We start from the raw sequence: 17,466 nt of genomic DNA, 5'->3' as shown, positions 1-17,466 counted from the left end.
GTGCTCTCTTTCTCACGTCGCGTACGTCACAACAGCCAACCGGGGCCGTCGAGGGCCTTCGGGTCGGCCGGCCCGTGGAAGGTGAGAGAGATCGTCCCACCCCCCGAATACCCGCCCTCCTGGTGGTCCAGCGCGAGCACGATCACCGGGGCCAGCGGATTGGGGTACCTCCACTGGGCCAGCCGGTACGGGACCCGGAGCTCCCGCCGCTCCTCGGCGTCGCCCCACCGGCCCGGCGCGGGCGGTTCCGGGAAGTCCGGGCTGTCCCAGGCGCCCTCCCAGCCCGGTGCGCCCAACGCGCCGGTCATACGGGCGAGGTGGGCCGCGTAGCGGTCGAGGGCGGTGGCCAGGACCGCCTCACCGTCGGAGGGCGCACCCTCCGCGACCTTCCAGACCGTGTACGACGCCCGGGTCACGGGCCGGCCGAGGCCGGCCCGTGAGGCCAGGTGCAGGCGGCCGCCCCGCCGCGTACGAACCCACAGGCCCGACTGGGACCATAGCGGCTCCCAGCCGAAGCCCGCGCACCACTCGGCGCGCTCGGTCCCACCGTCCGGTATCCCGGGCCATACGGATCGCCAGTCCACCCGCAGGAGCGCGCCCAGCTCGGCGGCGAGCTCCTGTGGGGGCTGGTCGGTGATGATGCTTGTCATGGCTCAGGTCTTCCTACTGGGACACCCGGCCGTCACCGCCGTCCCGCGGCGTCGGCGGGGCGGGCAGCGTCGGCGGGGCGGGCGGTGTCGGCGTGGCGCGCGGGTCGGGCGCGGGCACACGCGGCTGCTGCCGCCCGGGTCCGTTGTCCGGCGTGTTGACCCGGCCCCTGGAGGACTGGGGGTCCTGCTGCGCGGGAACGGCGGGCGCGGGGGCCGGTGCCGGCAGGGGCGGTGCGGGCTGCGGCCGCGGCACGTGGGCCGACGGCGTACCACCGCCAACGAGACGGCCGCTGCTGCTCTGGGCCTGGTCAGCTTCTGCGGCTTGCCGCTCTGGCTTGGTCTCGACCGCCGCGTACTGCTCCGCGAGCTGGTCCTTCTGGACCGTCGCGGTCTGGTACGCGGTCTTGCGCTGTTCACGCTTGGAGGGTTGGGGGGTGGAAAGCTTGCCTTCCTTCTGCCACCGACCGTCGTTCTTCTTGTTGTCGTAGGTCCGTACGGCGGCCAGCGTGCCCTTCTTCGCCACCTTCGCCGTGCCGGCCGCGGTCCTTCCGGCGACGCGACCCGTCGTCTTCGCGACGCCGGCTGCGGCGTTAGGGGCGTACTGGGCCAGCTTGCCGCCCACGGTGTTCGCCATGTCCCCCACGCCCAGGGCGTCCTGCGCGCCGGCAATCTGCGGGCTGAAGTTCCCGGCGAGCAGCTTCTTCAGCATCATCACGACCGAGACGGTGACCAGGAGCAGCATCAGCAGCTGCATGCCGAGGGAGATCTTGGCGGGCAGGATCATCTGGTACAGCACGAGCAGCACGGTCAAAATGACGCCGAAACCGGCCCGGAGCACGAAGCTGTGGATGAACGTCTGCAGCCAGCCCTTGAGCAGCTTCTGCTGGGACGGGTGGATGCCGATCGTGGCGATCAGCGGCAGCATGATGATCATGATGAGGGTGACGGCGTGCCACAGCAGCGTGAGCGCGCTGAGCGCGATCACCATGATGCCGATGATCAGCGCGGCGATCAGGGAGTAGACGGCCAGCCCGATCCGGTTCCCGGCGTCGCGCCCCGCCCATTCGTCGAACGCCACGGGGTAGACGCGCTTCTTCGGGTCCTCGTTCTCCTGGTTGGAGCCCTTACCGCCGGCCATGTCCTGACGGACGCCGTACCAGTCCTTCTTGTACTTGTCCCTCGTGCTTGCCTCGTTCGCGACGTCGATATTGGTCATGGACTGCGAGACCATCTGACGAACGCGCAGGTCCTCGCAACGAGCACCCTTGCCGTAGTCACATTCGGTGGCGGCGCTGGCCGGCTGGCAGGTGCCGTTGACCACCTTGCCGCCGTCCTTCGTCTTGAAGATGCAGTTCGTGCCGCCCGGACCGAACTGACCCAGCGCCCAGGGCCGGAACGCCATCGTGTCGTACATGGCACAACTCGAGATCCGAAGACCACGATTGGGGGCATCGGAGGGCAGGTCGCAGGGCGGCTGCATCTCGTCCGCCATGCCGCCGAGCACCGCTTCGCTGAGGTAGCTGTTGGCTGCGGCGATACCGGTGTCCGCCTCGTCGATCACCTGGCGGAAGTTGCCGCCGGTCAGGAGGGCCACGACCGCGATCGTGGTCAGGGCGGCCCAGCCGACACCGGACCAGGCTTCACGCATCTCACCCTTGCGCCATTTCCCAAAGACCCATATGCCGGTGAGCATGATCACGACGGGAACGGCAGGGATGAGGACCTTCGCCTTCAGTGTTTCCACGACATTGTCGCGTCCGGTGTACAGCCCACTGAGGGGCCTCGGATTGGAAGCGAGTTCCTTGATCGATATGGCTACTCGCGTCAGGATCTTCGTTCCGTCGAAGACCAGGTTCGCGATGCCGTTGTTGACGAAATCCATGACTTTGCAGTTGTCAGCGCCGCTGAAGTCCGTGCTGTCGTCGGTCTGGGAGGCATCGCCGATGTCTCGCTGCGTGCCGGACCAGTTCATGCCGCGCACGCCGTTCAACTCGTACATGGTGTACTCGTTGGCACCACGGGGCATGTTGACCGCGCCGGTGACCATGCCCGTGGTGTCGTTGAGGTTCTTGGCGCGCTGGGCTTCGTTCTCCCACTGGTTGACTGCGGGGAACCACCCCTCGCCGTTGGCGCCCGGTTGGTCCAGCGCGTAGGAGTCGTCCCCGGTGAAGCTGCACGAGAAGTCCGCGGACGCCGTTGCGGGAGCCGCCAGCGTGAGCGCGATCAACGCGAGGATCACGAACACACCGGACCTGGCGGCCCGGCCGGCTCCCTTCACCCGGTCGCGGAACGTCGCGCCTTGGGTGGCGGTTCCGCGTGACTTGGCGCTACGGCGCAAGAACATCGGCTTCCTTCTGGGGTTTCCGCAAGGGACGAGGCGGGTGCTGGGACGGCCTGTGGGCTAGGAGGGGAGGTAGTCGGTCACGAAGCACCCCTTGACGAGTTCCTCGTTGACCTTGTAGCCGCTGGGGATTTCGGCCTTGAACTTGGCCTCGCAGGCCATCAGGAAGAGCCCGGCCTGCTTCAGGCCCTTGGCGCCGTCGTCGCTGCCGGGGATGACCGCGAAGTCCTGCCCGACGAAATAGCTCGAGTCGAAGTCCGCGTCGCCTTGCAGGGCCTTCTGGTTCGCCTCCTGGAACTTCTTCATGTCGGACAGGAGCAGCAGGGTGGCGTACTCGCCCTGCTCGTCCTTGCAGGTCGCCGTCTCCTTGACGGCGAACGCGGGTTCCTTGAGGCGCTTGTCGGCGTCGTTCCCCATGCGGCCCGCCTCGAGCTCGCGGCAGGTCCCACCGTTGTTGATCAGCCTTTCAATACCGGCGATGCTGTCCGCCTTCGGCAGGCCCAGGGCTGACAGCGGCCCGCCCTCCCCTTGCCCGCCGCAGCCGGTCAGTGCCGTCAGTGCGACGGCCACGGTCACGGCGGTAAAGGTCTTGGTCAAACGCATGGTCACTCCTGGAGTTCGGGGGAAGCGCAAGTGGACGTCTGAAGGTGCGCCGCTACCGCGAGGCAGCGGGCTCCGTGTTCTCAGCGGCCGGACGCTCCTCGCGGGCGGCCTCCTGCATGAAGGTCCAGTCCCACACGCTGAGCGGCGGGTCGACGGACTGGCGGCCGGGACGGGTGGTGCCGTTGGTGTCCGTGGCGGCGAGGATCTCCTGGAAGACCAGGTCCACCGCGACCGTGCCGACCCGCTTGTCCACGTCCCGCTGCAGGCAGACACCCGTCCGCAGTTCCTGGAGGGAGTTGGACACCTTGGTGTCGCTCTCCGGCCGGCCGAGCAGCGGGGCCACCAACGAGGCCTCCTGGGTGGACTTCTGCTTGAAGGCGAAGACGGTGTGGATCTGGTTGGCGCCACCGCTGCGAGCCTCGGAGTCCTCGATCTGGACGAGGTCGATGGCCTGCTGCGTGATCAGCACGATGACCGCCAGGTACGAACGGCCCTGCTTGAGCGCGCGCCGCATCAGGTCGCGGCCGCTCTCGGTCGCGGTGACGACGTACGCCTCGTCGACGAACAGCGCCTTGGGCCGCAGTCCGACCTCGCCCGTCACGGGGTTCTTCTCGTAGCCGACGTCGAGCATCTGGCTGCCCAGCTCCACGACCGCCATCAGCGCGGTCGCGGCGAGCCGCTCGGCCGGGTTCCAGCTGCGCGGGTCGGAGGAGGCCGGGGTCTGGAAGCCTCGCAGGGTGATCACCGTGCGGCGCTTGCGCATCGCGGACAGGGTCTGTGGCTTCTCCGCGAAGGCGAGGCGCGCGTACGGCAGGGTACGCAGCTCGGTGAGCAGCATCTGGGCGAGCTTGAGGTCCTTGACGGCCTCGCGGTCCCCGCTCGCCACCGCGTCGTCGTAGGCGCGTACGACCTCGTCGACGACCTGCCACAGCGTCGGCCGGGGCACCTGCCGCTCGGCGTCACGCGCGCTCAGGCCCTGTTCGGTGGCCTGCCGGATCGCGGAGTTGTACCAGCCGACCACCGTGGCCATCCCCTCGATGACGGGCAGGCGCACCCGCTGGTAGTCCTCGTCCCCGAGGAAACCGCGCAGCATCGTCTCGGCGAGCAGTCGCCCGGAGGGCACGTCGCGCGCGACCACCCACGGGTCGAGCACGCCGGCCTGTCCCTTGAGGAGGTCGACGACCTCGGTCTCGGCCCAGAACTCCGGGTTCACCGGCTGGAAGCGGCTCTGCGGGGTGCCGAGGAGGCCCGCCTCGGCGTCGAGGGGGAACTCGGGGTCGTTGACCTGGGATCCGAAGGCCAGGTAGTAGCAGAGCTGGGCGAAGTCGGTCTTGGGGTCGATGACCAGGCAGCGCACGCCCGACTCCGACTCCTCGTAGAACTTCTGCAGGGCCAGCGAGGACTTGCCGCCACCGGACGCGCCGACGATGGCAACGCCACCGCCGTCGTTGCGGGCGGGGCCGACGTGCAGCGAGTAGTGGACCGGAGTCTTGCCGGCCCAGCCGACCAGGTTGCCGACCCAGCCGAGCTGCTTGCCCGACCGGCGCTCGGGGTTGTCGCCCAGTTCGGTGCCGGCCGTGGGCAGTCCGGCGCCCAGCTGCTCGACCTCCTGGAGCCGCAGGTACGGCGCGATCGGCAGCTTGGGCGCGTCACCCGGCAGCTGCGACTGCAGCAGGCGCCACTGCTGGCGGCTCGGGCGCAGCAGGGTGACCTTCAGGTCCTGCTTGAACTGCATCTCCAGGACGCGTCGGCGTCGCTCGAGCTCGGCGAGGTCGGGGGCGGAGATGGTGAAGCGTATCTGCGCCTCCATGCCCGGCATCTTGTGCTCTTCCACATCGTCAACGAGGTTCTGGGCACGGGTGACCTGGGCGGCAAGCTGGGTGCCGGGGGCACGGCCGGAGTTGGCCATGTCGTTCATCTCGTCGACGAGGTTGCCGCTGATCTTCTTCGCCCGGTCCTGGAACTTCAGGTACGGGATGAGGGTGAACCGCATGTCGATCTCGACCGGGAAGTCGACGTGCTGCGCCGCGTAGCGGGCCCACGCGGTGGACTGCCGGAAGCGGGTCTCGGTAGGCCAGCTGGCCGCGACGAGGGTGGTCGTGTAGCTGGTGCGCCGCTCGCCGGTCATCTCGTCGTACTGATGCAGCACGATGTGCGTCTTGCGGTTCTCACCGGAGAAGTCGACGACCAGGTCGAACTGGTCGGGGCCCCAGGCCCGGCTGCCGAGCACCGGCTCGACGGGAATCGGCAGGTCGCCGTGGAGCGGCTTGCGGATCAGCCAGACCAGTTCCTCGCGGCTCAGCGGGCTGCCGCCGAGGCCCTCGAGGCCCTCGTGGATCTCGCGGGCGACCTGGGTCCACCGGGCCAGCAGCTCCGGCGACAGGTACTCGTCGTGCACGCCCGTGGCACCGGTCGCGGCCGCGCCGGCGGCTTCCCGCACCGAGCGCGTGACGCCCGGCTCCTCGACCGGGTCGTCCCCGCCGGGAAGCACCCCGTGGTCGTTGCCGGACTTCCGCTTCATCGAACCCAGCTTGACCAGAAGGATGTTGCGCTCGCGCTGCGCACCGATGCGTTCCTGGTACTCGGCCTTGCGGAAGTTGTACGCCTTGTAGTTCTCCGTCGGCTCCCAGGCCACGGCGTTGAGCTGCTCGGCCCAGTCCTGGGCGGTGATCGGCCGGTACACCTTGCGGTAGTGGCACTCGACGTTGCGGTCGCCGCGGGCGAGGTTGAGCAGCGCGCGGGCCGGGGCCTCGGCCATGGCTTGGAGCTCGACGGCGTTGAGGTACTCGTCGATGGCCGTGGGCAGGGCGATGCCCGTCCAGACGGAGTCCCCGTGGACGAAGATCATGTCGTCGGCGTACCGGTAGGGCAGCCGCATCTCCTCGCGCCGCTTGGCCGGGGCCTGGCCACGGGAGGAGCCGCCGCGCGGCTTCCCCGGGCTACCGGAGCCGCCGTTCTTGGCCCCGGCGTTCTTCTTCGAGGAAGTGGACGCGAGGAGCATGGCGATCAGGAAGAAGGCGACCGCCCCGCCAAAAAAGATCAGCACGAACATGGAGGAGTCATCCTGCGGTCTCGGTGGTTGCGGTCTCGGCGGGTGCGCTCGGTGAGGGCGCGACCCGGGGTGGAGCGGACGCGGCGTACGAGGAGCCGTGCAGGGCCGCCGTCACGAGTGCCGCGTCGTACCGCTTGTGCCAGCGGCTCGCGCCCGGCTGCCAGAGGATGACCTGCCAGTGCAGCTCCTCCGGCTCGCGGTCCGCGGCCAGGCCCTGGAGGCGCTTGGGCTGCATCCAGTAGTCGGCCCACACCACCACCTGCTGGCTGAGGGTGAGGGACGAGGGCAGCGGCCGGCCCCAGACGAAGTAGACGCCGACCGGCGGCCCGAGGTACAGGACCGACGTGATGAGCGACAGGCCCAGGAAGGGCAGGAGGGTGGACAGCGTCAGCAGCAGCACGAACCACAGCACGCCGAAACCGAAGGCGGCGCCCAGGGCGGGCAGGAGCAGACCGGGAAGCGGGATGTTGCCCCAGTTCCAGATGCGCTTGGGCCGGTTCAGCAGGTCCGTGTGGTCGTAGGCGACCATGGGCGCCGGTGCGTCCGGCGGGTCCTGCGTCATCAGTCGGTCCCCCTCTCTGGTGTGGCTGCGTGCTCCGCGCCGCGATCGCGGGCGGCACGTCTACGGTCGCGGGCCGGGTTCCGTTCGTCGCGGCCCGTCCCCGGGCTCAGCCCTTACCGCCGATCTGCTCGCCGAGGCTGATGAGCATTCCGGCCAGACCGGCGGCGCCACCGACGATGAACGCGGCCAGCGCGATCATGCCGAAGCCCTGGAAGGCCTCGCGCATGCCATCGCCGCGCTTCATCGACAGCAGCATCCGGATGCCGAGGATGAGGAGGGCGCAGGAGGCCACCGTAAGGCCCAGGCCGGCCAGGATGTCCTGGATCTTGTCGAACATGCTTTGGAGGGTCGTTGCTGCCAGGATCATGGCGTGTCCTTCGTTGTGAGGGGCGTACGGATGGGTGTCGCGTCGTGCAGGAGGGTCGGTACTCCGCCTTGCGCGATGACGCGTCAGTGGGCCGACTGGGAAGCGGACGGCTTGGGCGATGGGGAGGCGCCGGGGGAGGCCGGGCCGGGCGGAGAGGCCGAGGCGGACGGGGCGGGCGGGGTGCTCGCTCCGGAGGCCGGGGTGGCGCTCGGGGAGGCCGTGCCGGGTGTGTCCGCCCGCCCGCCCGTGGGGTCCATGACACCGCCGCGGATGTCCTTGATGAACCAGCCCTGCGCCGTGTTCACCACGGTCACCCGGTACGAGCGCTTCAGGGCCACCTCCGCCTTCGCGTCGTCGGCCCCTCCGCCGCCCCAGACGACCGTCACCCGTGCGGGGATCGCCTGGCCCTGGCTGTACGTGACCTTCTTGCCGGCCTCGGTGCCCTCGGGCGCCAGCGCCTGGACCTCCTGGACCACCGGTGAGTTCAGCACGCCGGCCAGGCCCGAGACCGCCGCGGGGGTGGCGTCGGGGGTGGTGAAGCGGGTCAGGGCGGTGGTGTCGGACGCTGCCCACGCCTTGAAGTAACCGGCCAGGACCTGGTCCCTGAGCTGGGTGGAGAGTTCCTGGTCGATGACCTCTTCACCCTTCTCCAGCGCGGGCGCGGTGTCGCGGATCGGCAGCGGCATCTCGCCGACGTTGCCGACGACCCGCAGCCCGGACGCACCGGCGAGGTCCTTGACGTACACCGGTACGGAGAGGGTGGTGGTGCGGCCGCCCGTGTAGGTGACCTGGATGTTGAGGTAGCGGCCGTTCCTCCCGTACTCGGGGAGCTCTTCTACGGTCCCGTCCCAGTTCGCCTGCTGGACCTGCTGCTTGCCCTTCCCGTTCCAGCCGCAGTCGCGGTCGACGCCGGCCGAGATGTAGCGGGAGAGGGATTCGCGGCGCTTGTCGGTGTTCTCCGGCGAGTACGTCATGCAGAGGGACGCGTACTCCTCGGCGAAGACCGCCGCCGACTGGACCGGGAAGTCGGTCAGGCGGTAGCGGTCCAGGTCCTTGCCGTCCAGGGCAGCGGGCTGCACGGAGACGGACGACCTGCCGAGGACCAGGCCGGTGACACCGCACGACCCGAGGGCGAACGCGCAGGCGGTGATCATCAGGGTCGCGCGCAGGGCGACGTGCGTGCTCCTGCCGTTCGAGGGCAGCCGACCTCCGGGGCGGGGCACCTCGAACCGGGCTTGCGGCCCCTTGGCACCGCTTCGGCCGGGGGCGGTCACGGCGGCGGCGGACGGGTCCGCTGCAGCAGCGGGTGCGGCGAACGGGGCCGCTGCAGCAGCGGGTGCGGCGGCAGCGGCCGGTATCCCGGGGGCGGGAGCCCTCCCGCCCCCCTTGCGGCTCTCGCGCGCGGCCTTCTTGCTCTCGTACGCGGCCTTGCGGGCCGCCTTCTTGCGTTCGTACTCGGCCTTGCGCTCGGCCTTCGCCTGCTCCCGCTTGTCCTTCTTCGACTCGGCGGCGGGCCGGTCCGCGCGCGGCGGCAGGCTCGGTACGGCCGCCTGACCCGCCGGAACGTTGGACTGCGGGGCCACGCGCACCCACGCGGCGGCCACCTGGCTGCGGGCCGCCTCGGCGGAGAGCTGGGGCACGGCCGGGGAGTCGTACGGACCCGGCGCCTGCTGTGCGGCCTGCCCGGCGGGCGGGTCCTCGCCGATTCCGTCCGCAGAACTGCTGTGGTCCGTCATCGAGTCGGTTCTCTCCCCGCGTGTGATCCCCGTCCGCCGGTCGGGCGTGCGGCGGGCCCTGGCGAGACCAGGTGCGGACGGCAGTGTGGCAAATCGAGCTGACATTCCCCTCTCGCTTTTCCTCGCGGGGAGAGGTGAGGAAAAAGTAAGGAATCCCTGTGAGGAAAACCGAGGGCCGACGGCGCGGCCACCCGTCCACGACTCCGTCACAATGCCGGGTTGTGCCCCAGTCGCGGGCGCGGAGCCGTCCCCGACCTCCCGAAGGACGAGAGTTGAGCGAGCAGAAGCTTCACCCGTGGCAGGACGCGGGCACCGCCCCCGAGGTCCCCGAACCGCCGTTGGTGGAGGCCGAGCACGTCTGGATCTCCGGCTACGAGCCGGGAAACCCCTGGCAGTCGAAGCTCTGCCTGCGCACCCCGCACGGCACGGTCGCGTACCCCCTCACGCCGCACACCATGCCGGACCTCCTGGAGGGCCTGGTGGTGGTCGCGCAGGAGCAGCAAGGGGTGACGGGGGCGGACGCCTTCCACGCCCCCGAAGCCGAGGACTCCGAAACCGACGCGCGCCCTGACGACCCGGCAGACGCTCCGAGCATCCACAACGGCCGCGCGGCGCGACTGACCGGCTGGGCCGTGGTCCACGAACTGTGGGAGCGGGAGGACCCGAAGGTCCGCCTCATCATGGGCGCGATCGTCGTCGCCGTCTTCGTGTTGGGGATCTTGCTTTCCTGACCAGATACCGTCAACCGCACGCCACGCACGAAGGAGCCCCACATGCTGACGGAGACCACCGGCCGGACGCCCCAGGACCTTGCCGCCGAACTGACCGGCCTGCGCACGGTCGACGACTGGCCGTCGGTCTGGTCGGGCCCGCCGCAGGGCGGGACGGCGGAATTCTACGCATGGTGCGAGCGCTACGGCTGGGAGCCTCAGACGACCGAGCGCAGCCTCTGGGTCCGCACGCGCAGCGGAGGAGACTGGACGCTGTTCCCGGTGTTGGGCGGCGACTGGAACCCCCTCGCGAGCCTCAGACACCAGGGATGGCACATGACCGCAGGCTCCGGGGAGGAGAACCCGGACGTACACACGGCAGCGGCGGAGGTGTGGTCCACCTACCTCAAGGCCGCCGCGGCCGCCTTGGGTGCCCCGACCTGGTCCGGGCAGTGGGACTCCCCCGACTTCCCCGAGCCTCCCCATCCCGCCTACTGGCGCGACCGTGAGGAACGGGCGCTGAGCCGCAACCCGTTCCGGTTCGCTTACTGGGCGCCGGAGGCGGCTGTCCCCGGGCAGCCCTGCATCACGCTGAGCCAGTCGGTGTCGTTCCAGACCTGGACCACGGACGGCGGCCCCGGTGGCTCGGCCATCTCCGTGGACGTCTACGCACCGCTCGAGTTCCTCGCAGGTGATCGGTGAGCCCAGTCGCACCGCTCACACGGGAAGAGATCGAGCTCGCGCAGCGACTCGAGGCCAAGCACAAGGCCGGGGAGCCGCGCTCGCGAGCGGACGCGCGCAAGCTCGTCGCCAAGATATTCGCGGACCGGCAGGCGGCCCACGACCGACAGAGGGAGCTTGCCCTGCAGGAAGGCACCGAGCCTGTAGGCGAGAACGAGCTCCCCGACCTGATGTCCTTCATCCGGAGCGTCGCCGAGAAGGAGGAGGTCACCCGCCCTGACCGGGGCGATGACCGGGCGCTCTGGTCCTGGCAGTCCCAGCCGGAGGGCATGGACCGGGAGATAAAGCACCGGTTTCTGGCCCAGGCGTGCGGTGAAACACGTGGGTACCAGGTTCTGGAGGACACTCCGGCAGCAGGCCGGCTGGACGGGTACTACCTGGGCAACAGCTTCATGGCCGAGGTGCTTACGTCGGACTACGGCGTGAGCGAAGCCGACTTGCAGAAGACCACTGCCGAGATCTGGCCCCGCGTCTCGGATCGTTACGCCGAGGCGGCCAAAGGCCAGGTGCTGGTCTTCGCAGCCGAGATCGGTGAAGGCTCCGTCCTGGGTGCGACGGAGCTGAAGCGGGTCCTCGGACCGGAGGGAGTCGGCAAGGAGAACGTGGACTTCCTGGTCGACTTCCCCCACCAGGGGCACCTGCCGGCGGACATCCGCAACCTCATGCTGGACCCGGCTGTACGGTGCCAGCTGCGGAGGGAGGACTACGCCCAGGGAGAAGACAAGTCCCCCACCTCCTTCGCCGGCAAGCTGGCCGCCATCGACGTCCCCGAGCACCTGAAGGAGGCGCACACCGCGGCGGTCGCGAAGCTGAACGCGGTGGCGAGCTACGCCGAACTGACCCCGCCCCAGGTGGAGATCACTGAACCAGAGCTCACCGCACCAGAGCCCCTACAGCCAGGGGGCCACCTCACGTTCCAGGACCCCGAGCTCACCGAACCCGCGCCGGACCAGCCGGCGTCGGCGCCCACGGCGCCCGCCCAGCCCGAACCCCGTGTACCGGCGCACGGTGCCTCGTTCCTCCACGGGGCAAACCTTCCCCGCACCCTCATCGTGCCGCCCCGCCCGGCCCCGGCCGTGGCGAGTACGCCCGGCGTGATGAACCCGGCGGTCGAGGCCGCCCCCAAGGCCCCGGAGATCGGACGGTGACCGGCCCCGCAGACGTACCCGCGCCCGGCGAGCAGGTCGAGCTGTACTTCTCCGACGTCTTCGCCTTCGTCAGCGAGTTCCTCGCCCCGACCGTCCGCCGCCGCCTCAACGGTTCCTCCGCCACCTGGTGCCCCCGCTGGTGGGAGCACCCCGAAGCCGGCGCACGCCTCTCCTCGCTCTGGCTCGCCTGGGAACAGCTGCGCCTGGAGCCCACCCTCGGCCTGTCGACGTGGTGGCTGCACCACGCCGATCCGCACCTGAGGGTGCTGATGGACACGGACCTCGGCCCGTTCGCGGCCTGTTCGCCCAAGGTGGGCGGACACACCGCGTACCCCTTCGACCCCCTCCCGCTGGAGGAGTACGACCCCGCGGCCCAGCCCTTGTGAGGGATCGGTGAGGACCCGGTCGACGTCCCCACCGTTCCCCCGCGAGCCCAACGCCCCGCCGGTCACACCGTTTTCCTGACACCCTCCCCCGCTTTCCTCAACTTTCCCCACGAGGAATTCGCGCGCTCCGGCAGCCGTCCCGCCACCTACCGTGTCTCGGCGACCTGACTGACTGAGGGAGGGCCGGGACGGTGGACTCACCCGCCGAGAACAAGCGAAGTGCGGTACTGGCGCTGGCACTACTGGGTGTCCTGCTGGTCGGCAGCCTCGTCGTGCTCACCGTCTTCAGCGGCGAGGACGAACCCGCGGCCGACGCCAAGCCCAAGGCATCCGCCACACGGGGCACGGGAGCGGCCACCGGCACGGGCGCCGGTCCCGCCGCCGGAGCGGCCACGCCGCAGTCCGGGTCGGCCGCCGGAGTGCCCCCCATCGTCCAGCCTGCCGACCTCGCGGAGGCCCACCGCGCGATGGCCGACTACATGGCGGGCCTCAGCACCTTCAAGTACACCGACAACACCGCCTCCTGGGTGCCCCGTCTGCTGGCCCTCACCGACGGCGGCGAGACGATGAAGAAGCTGACCGTGCTGCCGGCCAACAAGGCGTGGGCCACCTGTCAGCAGGCCAAGTGCTCTTCCGCGGGGCGGGCCACCGTACGCCGGGACGCGCTGATCGCCGACGAACTCACTCGCGGCAGCGGCCAGGCGATCTCGAGCGTGGTGGAAGTGACCGCGATCCGCTCCAGCGACGGTCGCCAGACCGAGACCGAGACCAACACCTGGCTGGTGAGCGCCCGCAAGAACAGCGGGACGTGGCAGGTGAACGGCTTCGACATCTACGGCCTGGGCAACGTGGGTGCGCCCGAGCCCAAGGGAGGGTGAGGCACCCGTGGTGGCTCCTGCCGTACTGGCGGCGGCGTCAAAGGCGGCCAAGGTGGCGAAGGCCGCCAAGAGCGCGGCCCAGGTCGCTTCGGGACAGGGCGGCAAAGGTGGAGGCGGGAAGAAGAACAACCTCAAGTGGGTGTTGATCATCGCCGGCGTCGGCTCGTTGCCGACCCTCGGCATCGTCTTCCTCGTCATGCTCCTGATCATGGCTCTCGTCGGCGGCCTGGGCGGCGGCGCCGCCCAGGCGGCCTGCGGCAACTACGGGGAGAACGCGGGATCGGGCAACACGGGCGACAAGGCCGCGACGAACCCGATCATGCCCGCGGGCAAGATGTACATGCCGAGCGACACCGCCCGCGACGAGATACCCCCGAAGATGATCCTCGCCTCGATGCGGGCGGCCGCGCGCTACGACGGCCTCGACTGGACGATCATCGCCGGGCAGATGTACCAGGAGACGAGGTACGGCCAGGACAAGTCCGCGGCCCCCGGCGGCGACAACGGCTTCGGCTACAAGGGCCTGCTGCAGTTCGGTGACTGGGCCTGGGGCCAGTATGGCGAGGACGGCAACGGCGACGGCCAGAAGGACCGCTACAACATCGACGACTTGGCCTTCGCCGCGGCCAACTACATGCACGCCCTGAAGGTGGAGACCAACGCCTGGGACGCGCTGCTGGACTACTCCGGCTCGCTCAAGACCAACACCGTCTACCCCCGCGTGGTCCTCACCCAGGCCGCCCGCTACCGCGGCACCCTCACCAGCGACAAGGACCTCATCAACCGCTGGTACGCGCACTTGAAGACCACCGTCGAGAAGAATCCTTCCTTTCCGGTCCTGGGCCAGAGCGCGGACATCCCCGAGCCCGTCGGCAACGACGCCCAGCCGAGCGAGGCGCTGAGCATCCGCTCCAAGGGCCCCCACAGCTGGTCCACCCCGCCCCTCGCCGGAGGCGGACAGGGCGGCACGACGACGGCCATGGCACCGATGGGCTTCTCCCGTCCGCTCGCGGCCCCGTTCCGCCCTGACGACCCGCCCGTGACGACCAGCGGCAAGGACTGGCAGTGGCCGATGAAGGAGGGCTCGTACAAGCTCGGCACCAAGTACCACCAGGAGGGCCCGCACTGGAGCCTCGGCTACCACACCGGGGTCGACCTGGAAGCGCCCACCGGCACCCCGATCCACGCCCCGGCCGACGGCAAGGTCGTGAAGATCGGCAGCGGCGGCGCGTACGGCAATCAGACGCGCCTGGAGCACGCCGACGGCGTCATCACCCTGTACGCCCACCAGAGCAGCATCTCCGTGAAGATGGGCGACACCGTCAAGCGCGGCGACCAGATCGGCAAGGTCGGCGAAACGGGCAACGTGACCGGCGCGCACCTCCACTGGGAGGTGCTGATGCCGGGCGTCGACGACCCCTTCCGCAGTGGCCAGGACAACGGCCCGGGCCAGATCGACCCGGCGGCATGGCTTGCCGGCAAGATCACGGGCAGCCCCGACTACGGCGGCGTCCCCGGAGGCAGCGACAACGGCAAAGACGCCGACTACCGCAGCTGCGCCGAGAACGGCAAGGGCACGGCCGTCCCGCCGGACGGCGCCGGCTCGACCGGACCCCTGCCCGACGTCGACGACACGGTCGTCCGCGCGGCGCTCGGCTGGGCCCAGCGCGGCATCGGCAAGCCCTACAAGTGGGGCGCCCCCCGCCTCCAGGGCGACCACCCGACGTCCTTCGACTGCTCCAGCTTCACGCAGTGGATGTACTACCAAGCCAGCGACGGCAAGATCAACCTCGGTCACACCACCTATGACCAGCAGCCCAACCTCGCGAAGTACAAGGTCGACCTGAGCCAGTCCAAGCCGGGCGACGTGATCTTCTTCCAGCCCAGCGGCCCGAATCGCTCCGAGCACGTCGGCATCGTCTGGGATTCCGCCAAGCACACGATCCTGCACGCCCCGAGGCCGGGCAAGAACGTCGAGTTCAGCAGCTGGGAGTGGCAGGGCGAGATCACGGGCGTCTACCGGGTGCCCACGGCCGGGAGCTTCCCCTAGACCAGCGGCGCGCACGGCGCCCCCGGACCACCGACAGAACGAGATGCCGACGTCCACCCCGGGCCCGGCGGAAGGAACGCCCTGACCATGGCCCCCGAACCACAGAAGAAGCCGCGCGCCGAAGACGACTGGACGATCGAGATCGTCCTCCTCGTCGTCAGCGTCCTGGCCCTCCTGTCCGCCGCCTGGCTCGCGGCCCGCCTCGGCGCGGCGTTCACCGAACAGCCGGAGCCCCCGGGCAACCCCTTCTCCTTCGCCATCGCCCTGGCCAAGGGCGACTACTCCTGGCCGGGCGGCGCGGCCAACGCCATCGCCGCCGCCGAGGTGCTGCTGCTCGCGGGCCTGGTCACCGCCGGGTACCGGATACGCCGGCGGCTGCGCGACAAGCCCGACGTGGACCGGGCCGCCAAGCGCATGACGGACGGCGCGGAGCTCGGCAAGCTCACCATGAAGGGGGCTGCCGCGACTGCGGAGCGCCTCGGTGTAAAGGCCCAGGTGCCCGGCGTCTTCATCGGCCGGTCGGTGAAGGGCCGGCAGCCGCTGTTCGGCTCCTTCGAGGACATGCACGTCGACATCTGGGGCCCGCGTACCGGCAAGACGACCCGGCGCGCCATCCCCGCGATCCTGTCCGCCCCGGGGGCGGTGCTCGTCACCTCCAACAAGCGCGACATCGTCGACGGCACGCGCGGACCTCGCGAGGCCCACGGGCAGGTCTGGGTCTTCGACCCGCAGCAGGTGGCCCAGGAGCCGCCGACCTGGTGGTGGAACCCCCTCTCCTACGTCACCGACGTGGCCAAGGCCCGCAAGCTGGCCGACCACTTCGCCTCGGGCTCGCGCGACGCCGACGCCTCCACCGACGCGTTCTTCGATCCGGCCGGCCAGGACCTCCTCGCCAACCTGCTGCTCGCGGCGGCGACCGCCAAGACCTCCATCACCCAGATCTACAGCTGGCTGTCCAACCCGAAGGACGACACCCCCGAGCGCATCCTGCGCGGCGCCGGGCACGTCATGCCCGCCGACTCCCTAAACGGCGTGATCACGGCTCCTGACAAGCAGCGCAGCGGCATCTACGGCGTCGCCCAGCAGATGGCGTCCTGCCTGATCAACCCCGAGGTCAACAAGTGGGTGACCCCGCTCGGCCCGACCGACGACCGCCCCGAGTTCGATCCCCGCGAGTTCGTCCGCACCCGCTCGACGCTCTACTCGCTCTCCCGCGAGGGCAGTGACTCCGCGGGCCCGCTGGTGACGGCCCTGACCGTGGCCGTCGTCGAGGCGGCCGAGGAGTACGCCACCACCCAGCGCGGCGGCCGGCTGTCGCTCCCGATGGTCGGCGTCCTGGACGAGGCGGCGAACGTCTGCCGCTGGCGCGCGCTGCCCGACCTCTACTCGCACTACGGCTCGCGCGGCATCGTCCTGATGACCATCCTCCAGTCCTGGGCCCAAGGCGTCGAGGTGTGGGGGGACCGCGGCATGGAGAAGCTCTGGTCCGCCGCGAACATCCGGGTCTACGGCGGCGGTGTCTCCGACACCCGCTTCCTCGGCGACCTCTCGGAGCTCGCGGGCGAGTACGAGCTTCGCGAGTACTCCGCGACGCGCGAGTCCGAGTTCGGCGGCTGGTCCGGCAACCGCACGGTGAACGAGTCGGTCCGCCGCGAGCGCGTCCTGCAGGTCTCCGACCTGGGCTCGATGCCCCCCGGCCGGGCCCTCGTCCTGGCCTCGGGCACCAAACCCGTCCTGGTGGAGACGATCCCCTGGTGGGAAGGCCCATACGCCCGCGAGGTCAAGGCCTCCCTGTCCATGTACGACCCCGGCGCCGCCTGAGCACCGCCCGATGCCCTCCCGACCAGGTTCGGCGACAGGTCCGCTCGCGTGCTTGCTCGATGCTTTCCGTGTGGCCCTGCCTCTTCCTCGACGTCCTCCACGACGCTGACTCGGTGGCCCATGCCACAACGTGCCAGTAGCGGCGGTAAGCAGCGGTCAGCGGGAGGTCTTCGGTGGTCAACGACCTGGGCCTTCTTCGTTGTCCCGCCTTTTCGACTCTCGCCACACCTCCGCGTGCCCCAACTCGCCTGAATCCCCGGGCCAGAAACGTCTCCTCGCGACATCAACCACCCTGGCCGCGCCACACGGTTCGCGAGGGCGCGCGGCGCATCCCCGATCCCTGGCGCCCCCGACCAGCCAACTTCGCTGCCACCTCCCGCAGCGGGCGGCCAGCACCCAAAAAACGCTGCGGTCAGGGGGA

Annotated in this window: 14 protein-coding genes; 7 read left to right on the top strand and 7 right to left on the bottom strand. The window is 70.1% G+C overall.

Features of this window, described 5'->3' with window-relative positions; translation table 11 throughout:
- Positions 1–26: 26 nt before the first annotated feature.
- The 7 genes from ACZ4XJ_RS15815 to ACZ4XJ_RS15785 all read right to left on the bottom strand — a co-directional run bounded on the left by ACZ4XJ_RS15815 (position 27) and on the right by ACZ4XJ_RS15785 (position 9,311).
- Positions 27–650, bottom strand: coding sequence for a hypothetical protein (locus ACZ4XJ_RS15815; protein WP_468496493.1), 624 nt, complete (start codon positions 648–650; stop codon positions 27–29).
- 13 nt (positions 651–663) lie between these two features.
- Positions 664–2,994 (bottom strand): hypothetical protein, encoded by a 2,331-nt coding sequence (locus tag ACZ4XJ_RS15810; protein ID WP_468496492.1) that lies wholly within the window; start codon positions 2,992–2,994, stop codon positions 664–666.
- A 57-nt stretch (positions 2,995–3,051) separates the two neighbouring features.
- Positions 3,052–3,594 carry a hypothetical protein gene (locus ACZ4XJ_RS15805; protein ID WP_468496491.1) on the bottom strand — a complete coding sequence of 181 codons (543 nt, stop codon included), beginning with the start codon at positions 3,592–3,594 and terminating at the stop codon, positions 3,052–3,054.
- Positions 3,595–3,646: 52 nt separating this feature from the next.
- A complete protein-coding gene (locus tag ACZ4XJ_RS15800) occupies positions 3,647–6,646 on the bottom strand; it encodes an ATP-binding protein (RefSeq protein WP_468496490.1) in 3,000 nt (999 codons plus the stop codon).
- Positions 6,647–6,653: 7 nt separating this feature from the next.
- On the bottom strand, positions 6,654–7,208 hold the full coding sequence (locus ACZ4XJ_RS15795) for a hypothetical protein (protein WP_468496489.1): 555 nt from the start codon (positions 7,206–7,208) through the stop codon (positions 6,654–6,656).
- A gap of 106 nt (positions 7,209–7,314) precedes the next feature.
- Entirely contained in the window at positions 7,315–7,575 is a 261-nt protein-coding gene (locus tag ACZ4XJ_RS15790) for a TrbC/VirB2 family protein (RefSeq protein ID WP_468496488.1), read from the bottom strand.
- Positions 7,576–7,658: 83 nt separating this feature from the next.
- The gene (locus ACZ4XJ_RS15785) at positions 7,659–9,311 is read right to left on the bottom strand and encodes a conjugal transfer protein (RefSeq protein WP_468496487.1); all 1,653 of its coding nucleotides are present in this window, start codon (positions 9,309–9,311) and stop codon (positions 7,659–7,661) included.
- A gap of 272 nt (positions 9,312–9,583) precedes the next feature.
- Here ACZ4XJ_RS15785 and ACZ4XJ_RS15780 point away from each other — a divergent pair, with 272 nt between their 5' ends.
- From ACZ4XJ_RS15780 to ACZ4XJ_RS15750, 7 genes are all read left to right on the top strand, one after another.
- Positions 9,584–10,042, top strand: a complete 459-nt coding sequence (locus ACZ4XJ_RS15780; RefSeq protein WP_468496486.1) for a hypothetical protein — start codon at positions 9,584–9,586, stop codon at positions 10,040–10,042.
- Positions 10,043–10,084: 42 nt separating this feature from the next.
- Positions 10,085–10,723 carry a hypothetical protein gene (locus ACZ4XJ_RS15775; RefSeq protein WP_468496485.1) on the top strand — a complete coding sequence of 213 codons (639 nt, stop codon included), beginning with the start codon at positions 10,085–10,087 and terminating at the stop codon, positions 10,721–10,723.
- Positions 10,720–11,910: a hypothetical protein gene (locus ACZ4XJ_RS15770; RefSeq protein WP_468496484.1), complete on the top strand. Its 1,191-nt coding sequence runs from the start codon at positions 10,720–10,722 to the stop codon at positions 11,908–11,910. The genes ACZ4XJ_RS15775 and ACZ4XJ_RS15770 overlap by 4 nt, the downstream gene beginning before the upstream one ends.
- A complete protein-coding gene (locus ACZ4XJ_RS15765; protein WP_468496483.1) occupies positions 11,907–12,296 on the top strand; it encodes a DUF4913 domain-containing protein in 390 nt (129 codons plus the stop codon). The genes ACZ4XJ_RS15770 and ACZ4XJ_RS15765 overlap by 4 nt, the downstream gene beginning before the upstream one ends.
- 191 nt (positions 12,297–12,487) lie before the next feature.
- Positions 12,488–13,174 carry a hypothetical protein gene (locus tag ACZ4XJ_RS15760; protein ID WP_392893487.1) on the top strand — a complete coding sequence of 229 codons (687 nt, stop codon included), beginning with the start codon at positions 12,488–12,490 and terminating at the stop codon, positions 13,172–13,174.
- 7 nt (positions 13,175–13,181) lie between these two features.
- Entirely contained in the window at positions 13,182–15,224 is a 2,043-nt protein-coding gene (locus ACZ4XJ_RS15755; RefSeq protein ID WP_468496482.1) for a peptidoglycan DD-metalloendopeptidase family protein, read from the top strand.
- Positions 15,225–15,311: 87 nt separating this feature from the next.
- Positions 15,312–17,045: a type IV secretory system conjugative DNA transfer family protein gene (locus tag ACZ4XJ_RS15750; RefSeq protein ID WP_468496481.1), complete on the top strand. Its 1,734-nt coding sequence runs from the start codon at positions 15,312–15,314 to the stop codon at positions 17,043–17,045.
- Positions 17,046–17,466 lie beyond the last annotated feature (421 nt).

Source organism: Streptomyces sp. NPDC029836 (assembly GCF_055574495.1).
Note: the sequence above shows the minus strand (reverse complement) of the source record. Positions and strands in the feature narration are given on the sequence as shown.

Excerpts from the sequence above, each read along its gene's own strand:
- ACZ4XJ_RS15815 (WP_468496493.1), bottom strand. The coding sequence starts at position 650 with ATGACAAGCATCATCACCGACCAGCCCCCACAGGAGCTCGCCGCCGAG.
- ACZ4XJ_RS15810 (WP_468496492.1), bottom strand. The coding sequence starts at position 2,994 with ATGTTCTTGCGCCGTAGCGCCAAGTCACGCGGAACCGCCACCCAAGGC.
- ACZ4XJ_RS15805 (WP_468496491.1), bottom strand. The coding sequence starts at position 3,594 with ATGCGTTTGACCAAGACCTTTACCGCCGTGACCGTGGCCGTCGCACTG.
- ACZ4XJ_RS15800 (WP_468496490.1), bottom strand. The coding sequence starts at position 6,646 with ATGTTCGTGCTGATCTTTTTTGGCGGGGCGGTCGCCTTCTTCCTGATC.
- ACZ4XJ_RS15795 (WP_468496489.1), bottom strand. The coding sequence starts at position 7,208 with ATGACGCAGGACCCGCCGGACGCACCGGCGCCCATGGTCGCCTACGAC.
- ACZ4XJ_RS15790 (WP_468496488.1), bottom strand. The coding sequence starts at position 7,575 with ATGATCCTGGCAGCAACGACCCTCCAAAGCATGTTCGACAAGATCCAG.
- ACZ4XJ_RS15785 (WP_468496487.1), bottom strand. The coding sequence starts at position 9,311 with ATGACGGACCACAGCAGTTCTGCGGACGGAATCGGCGAGGACCCGCCC.
- ACZ4XJ_RS15775 (WP_468496485.1), top strand. The coding sequence starts at position 10,085 with ATGCTGACGGAGACCACCGGCCGGACGCCCCAGGACCTTGCCGCCGAA.
- ACZ4XJ_RS15750 (WP_468496481.1), top strand. The coding sequence starts at position 15,312 with ATGGCCCCCGAACCACAGAAGAAGCCGCGCGCCGAAGACGACTGGACG.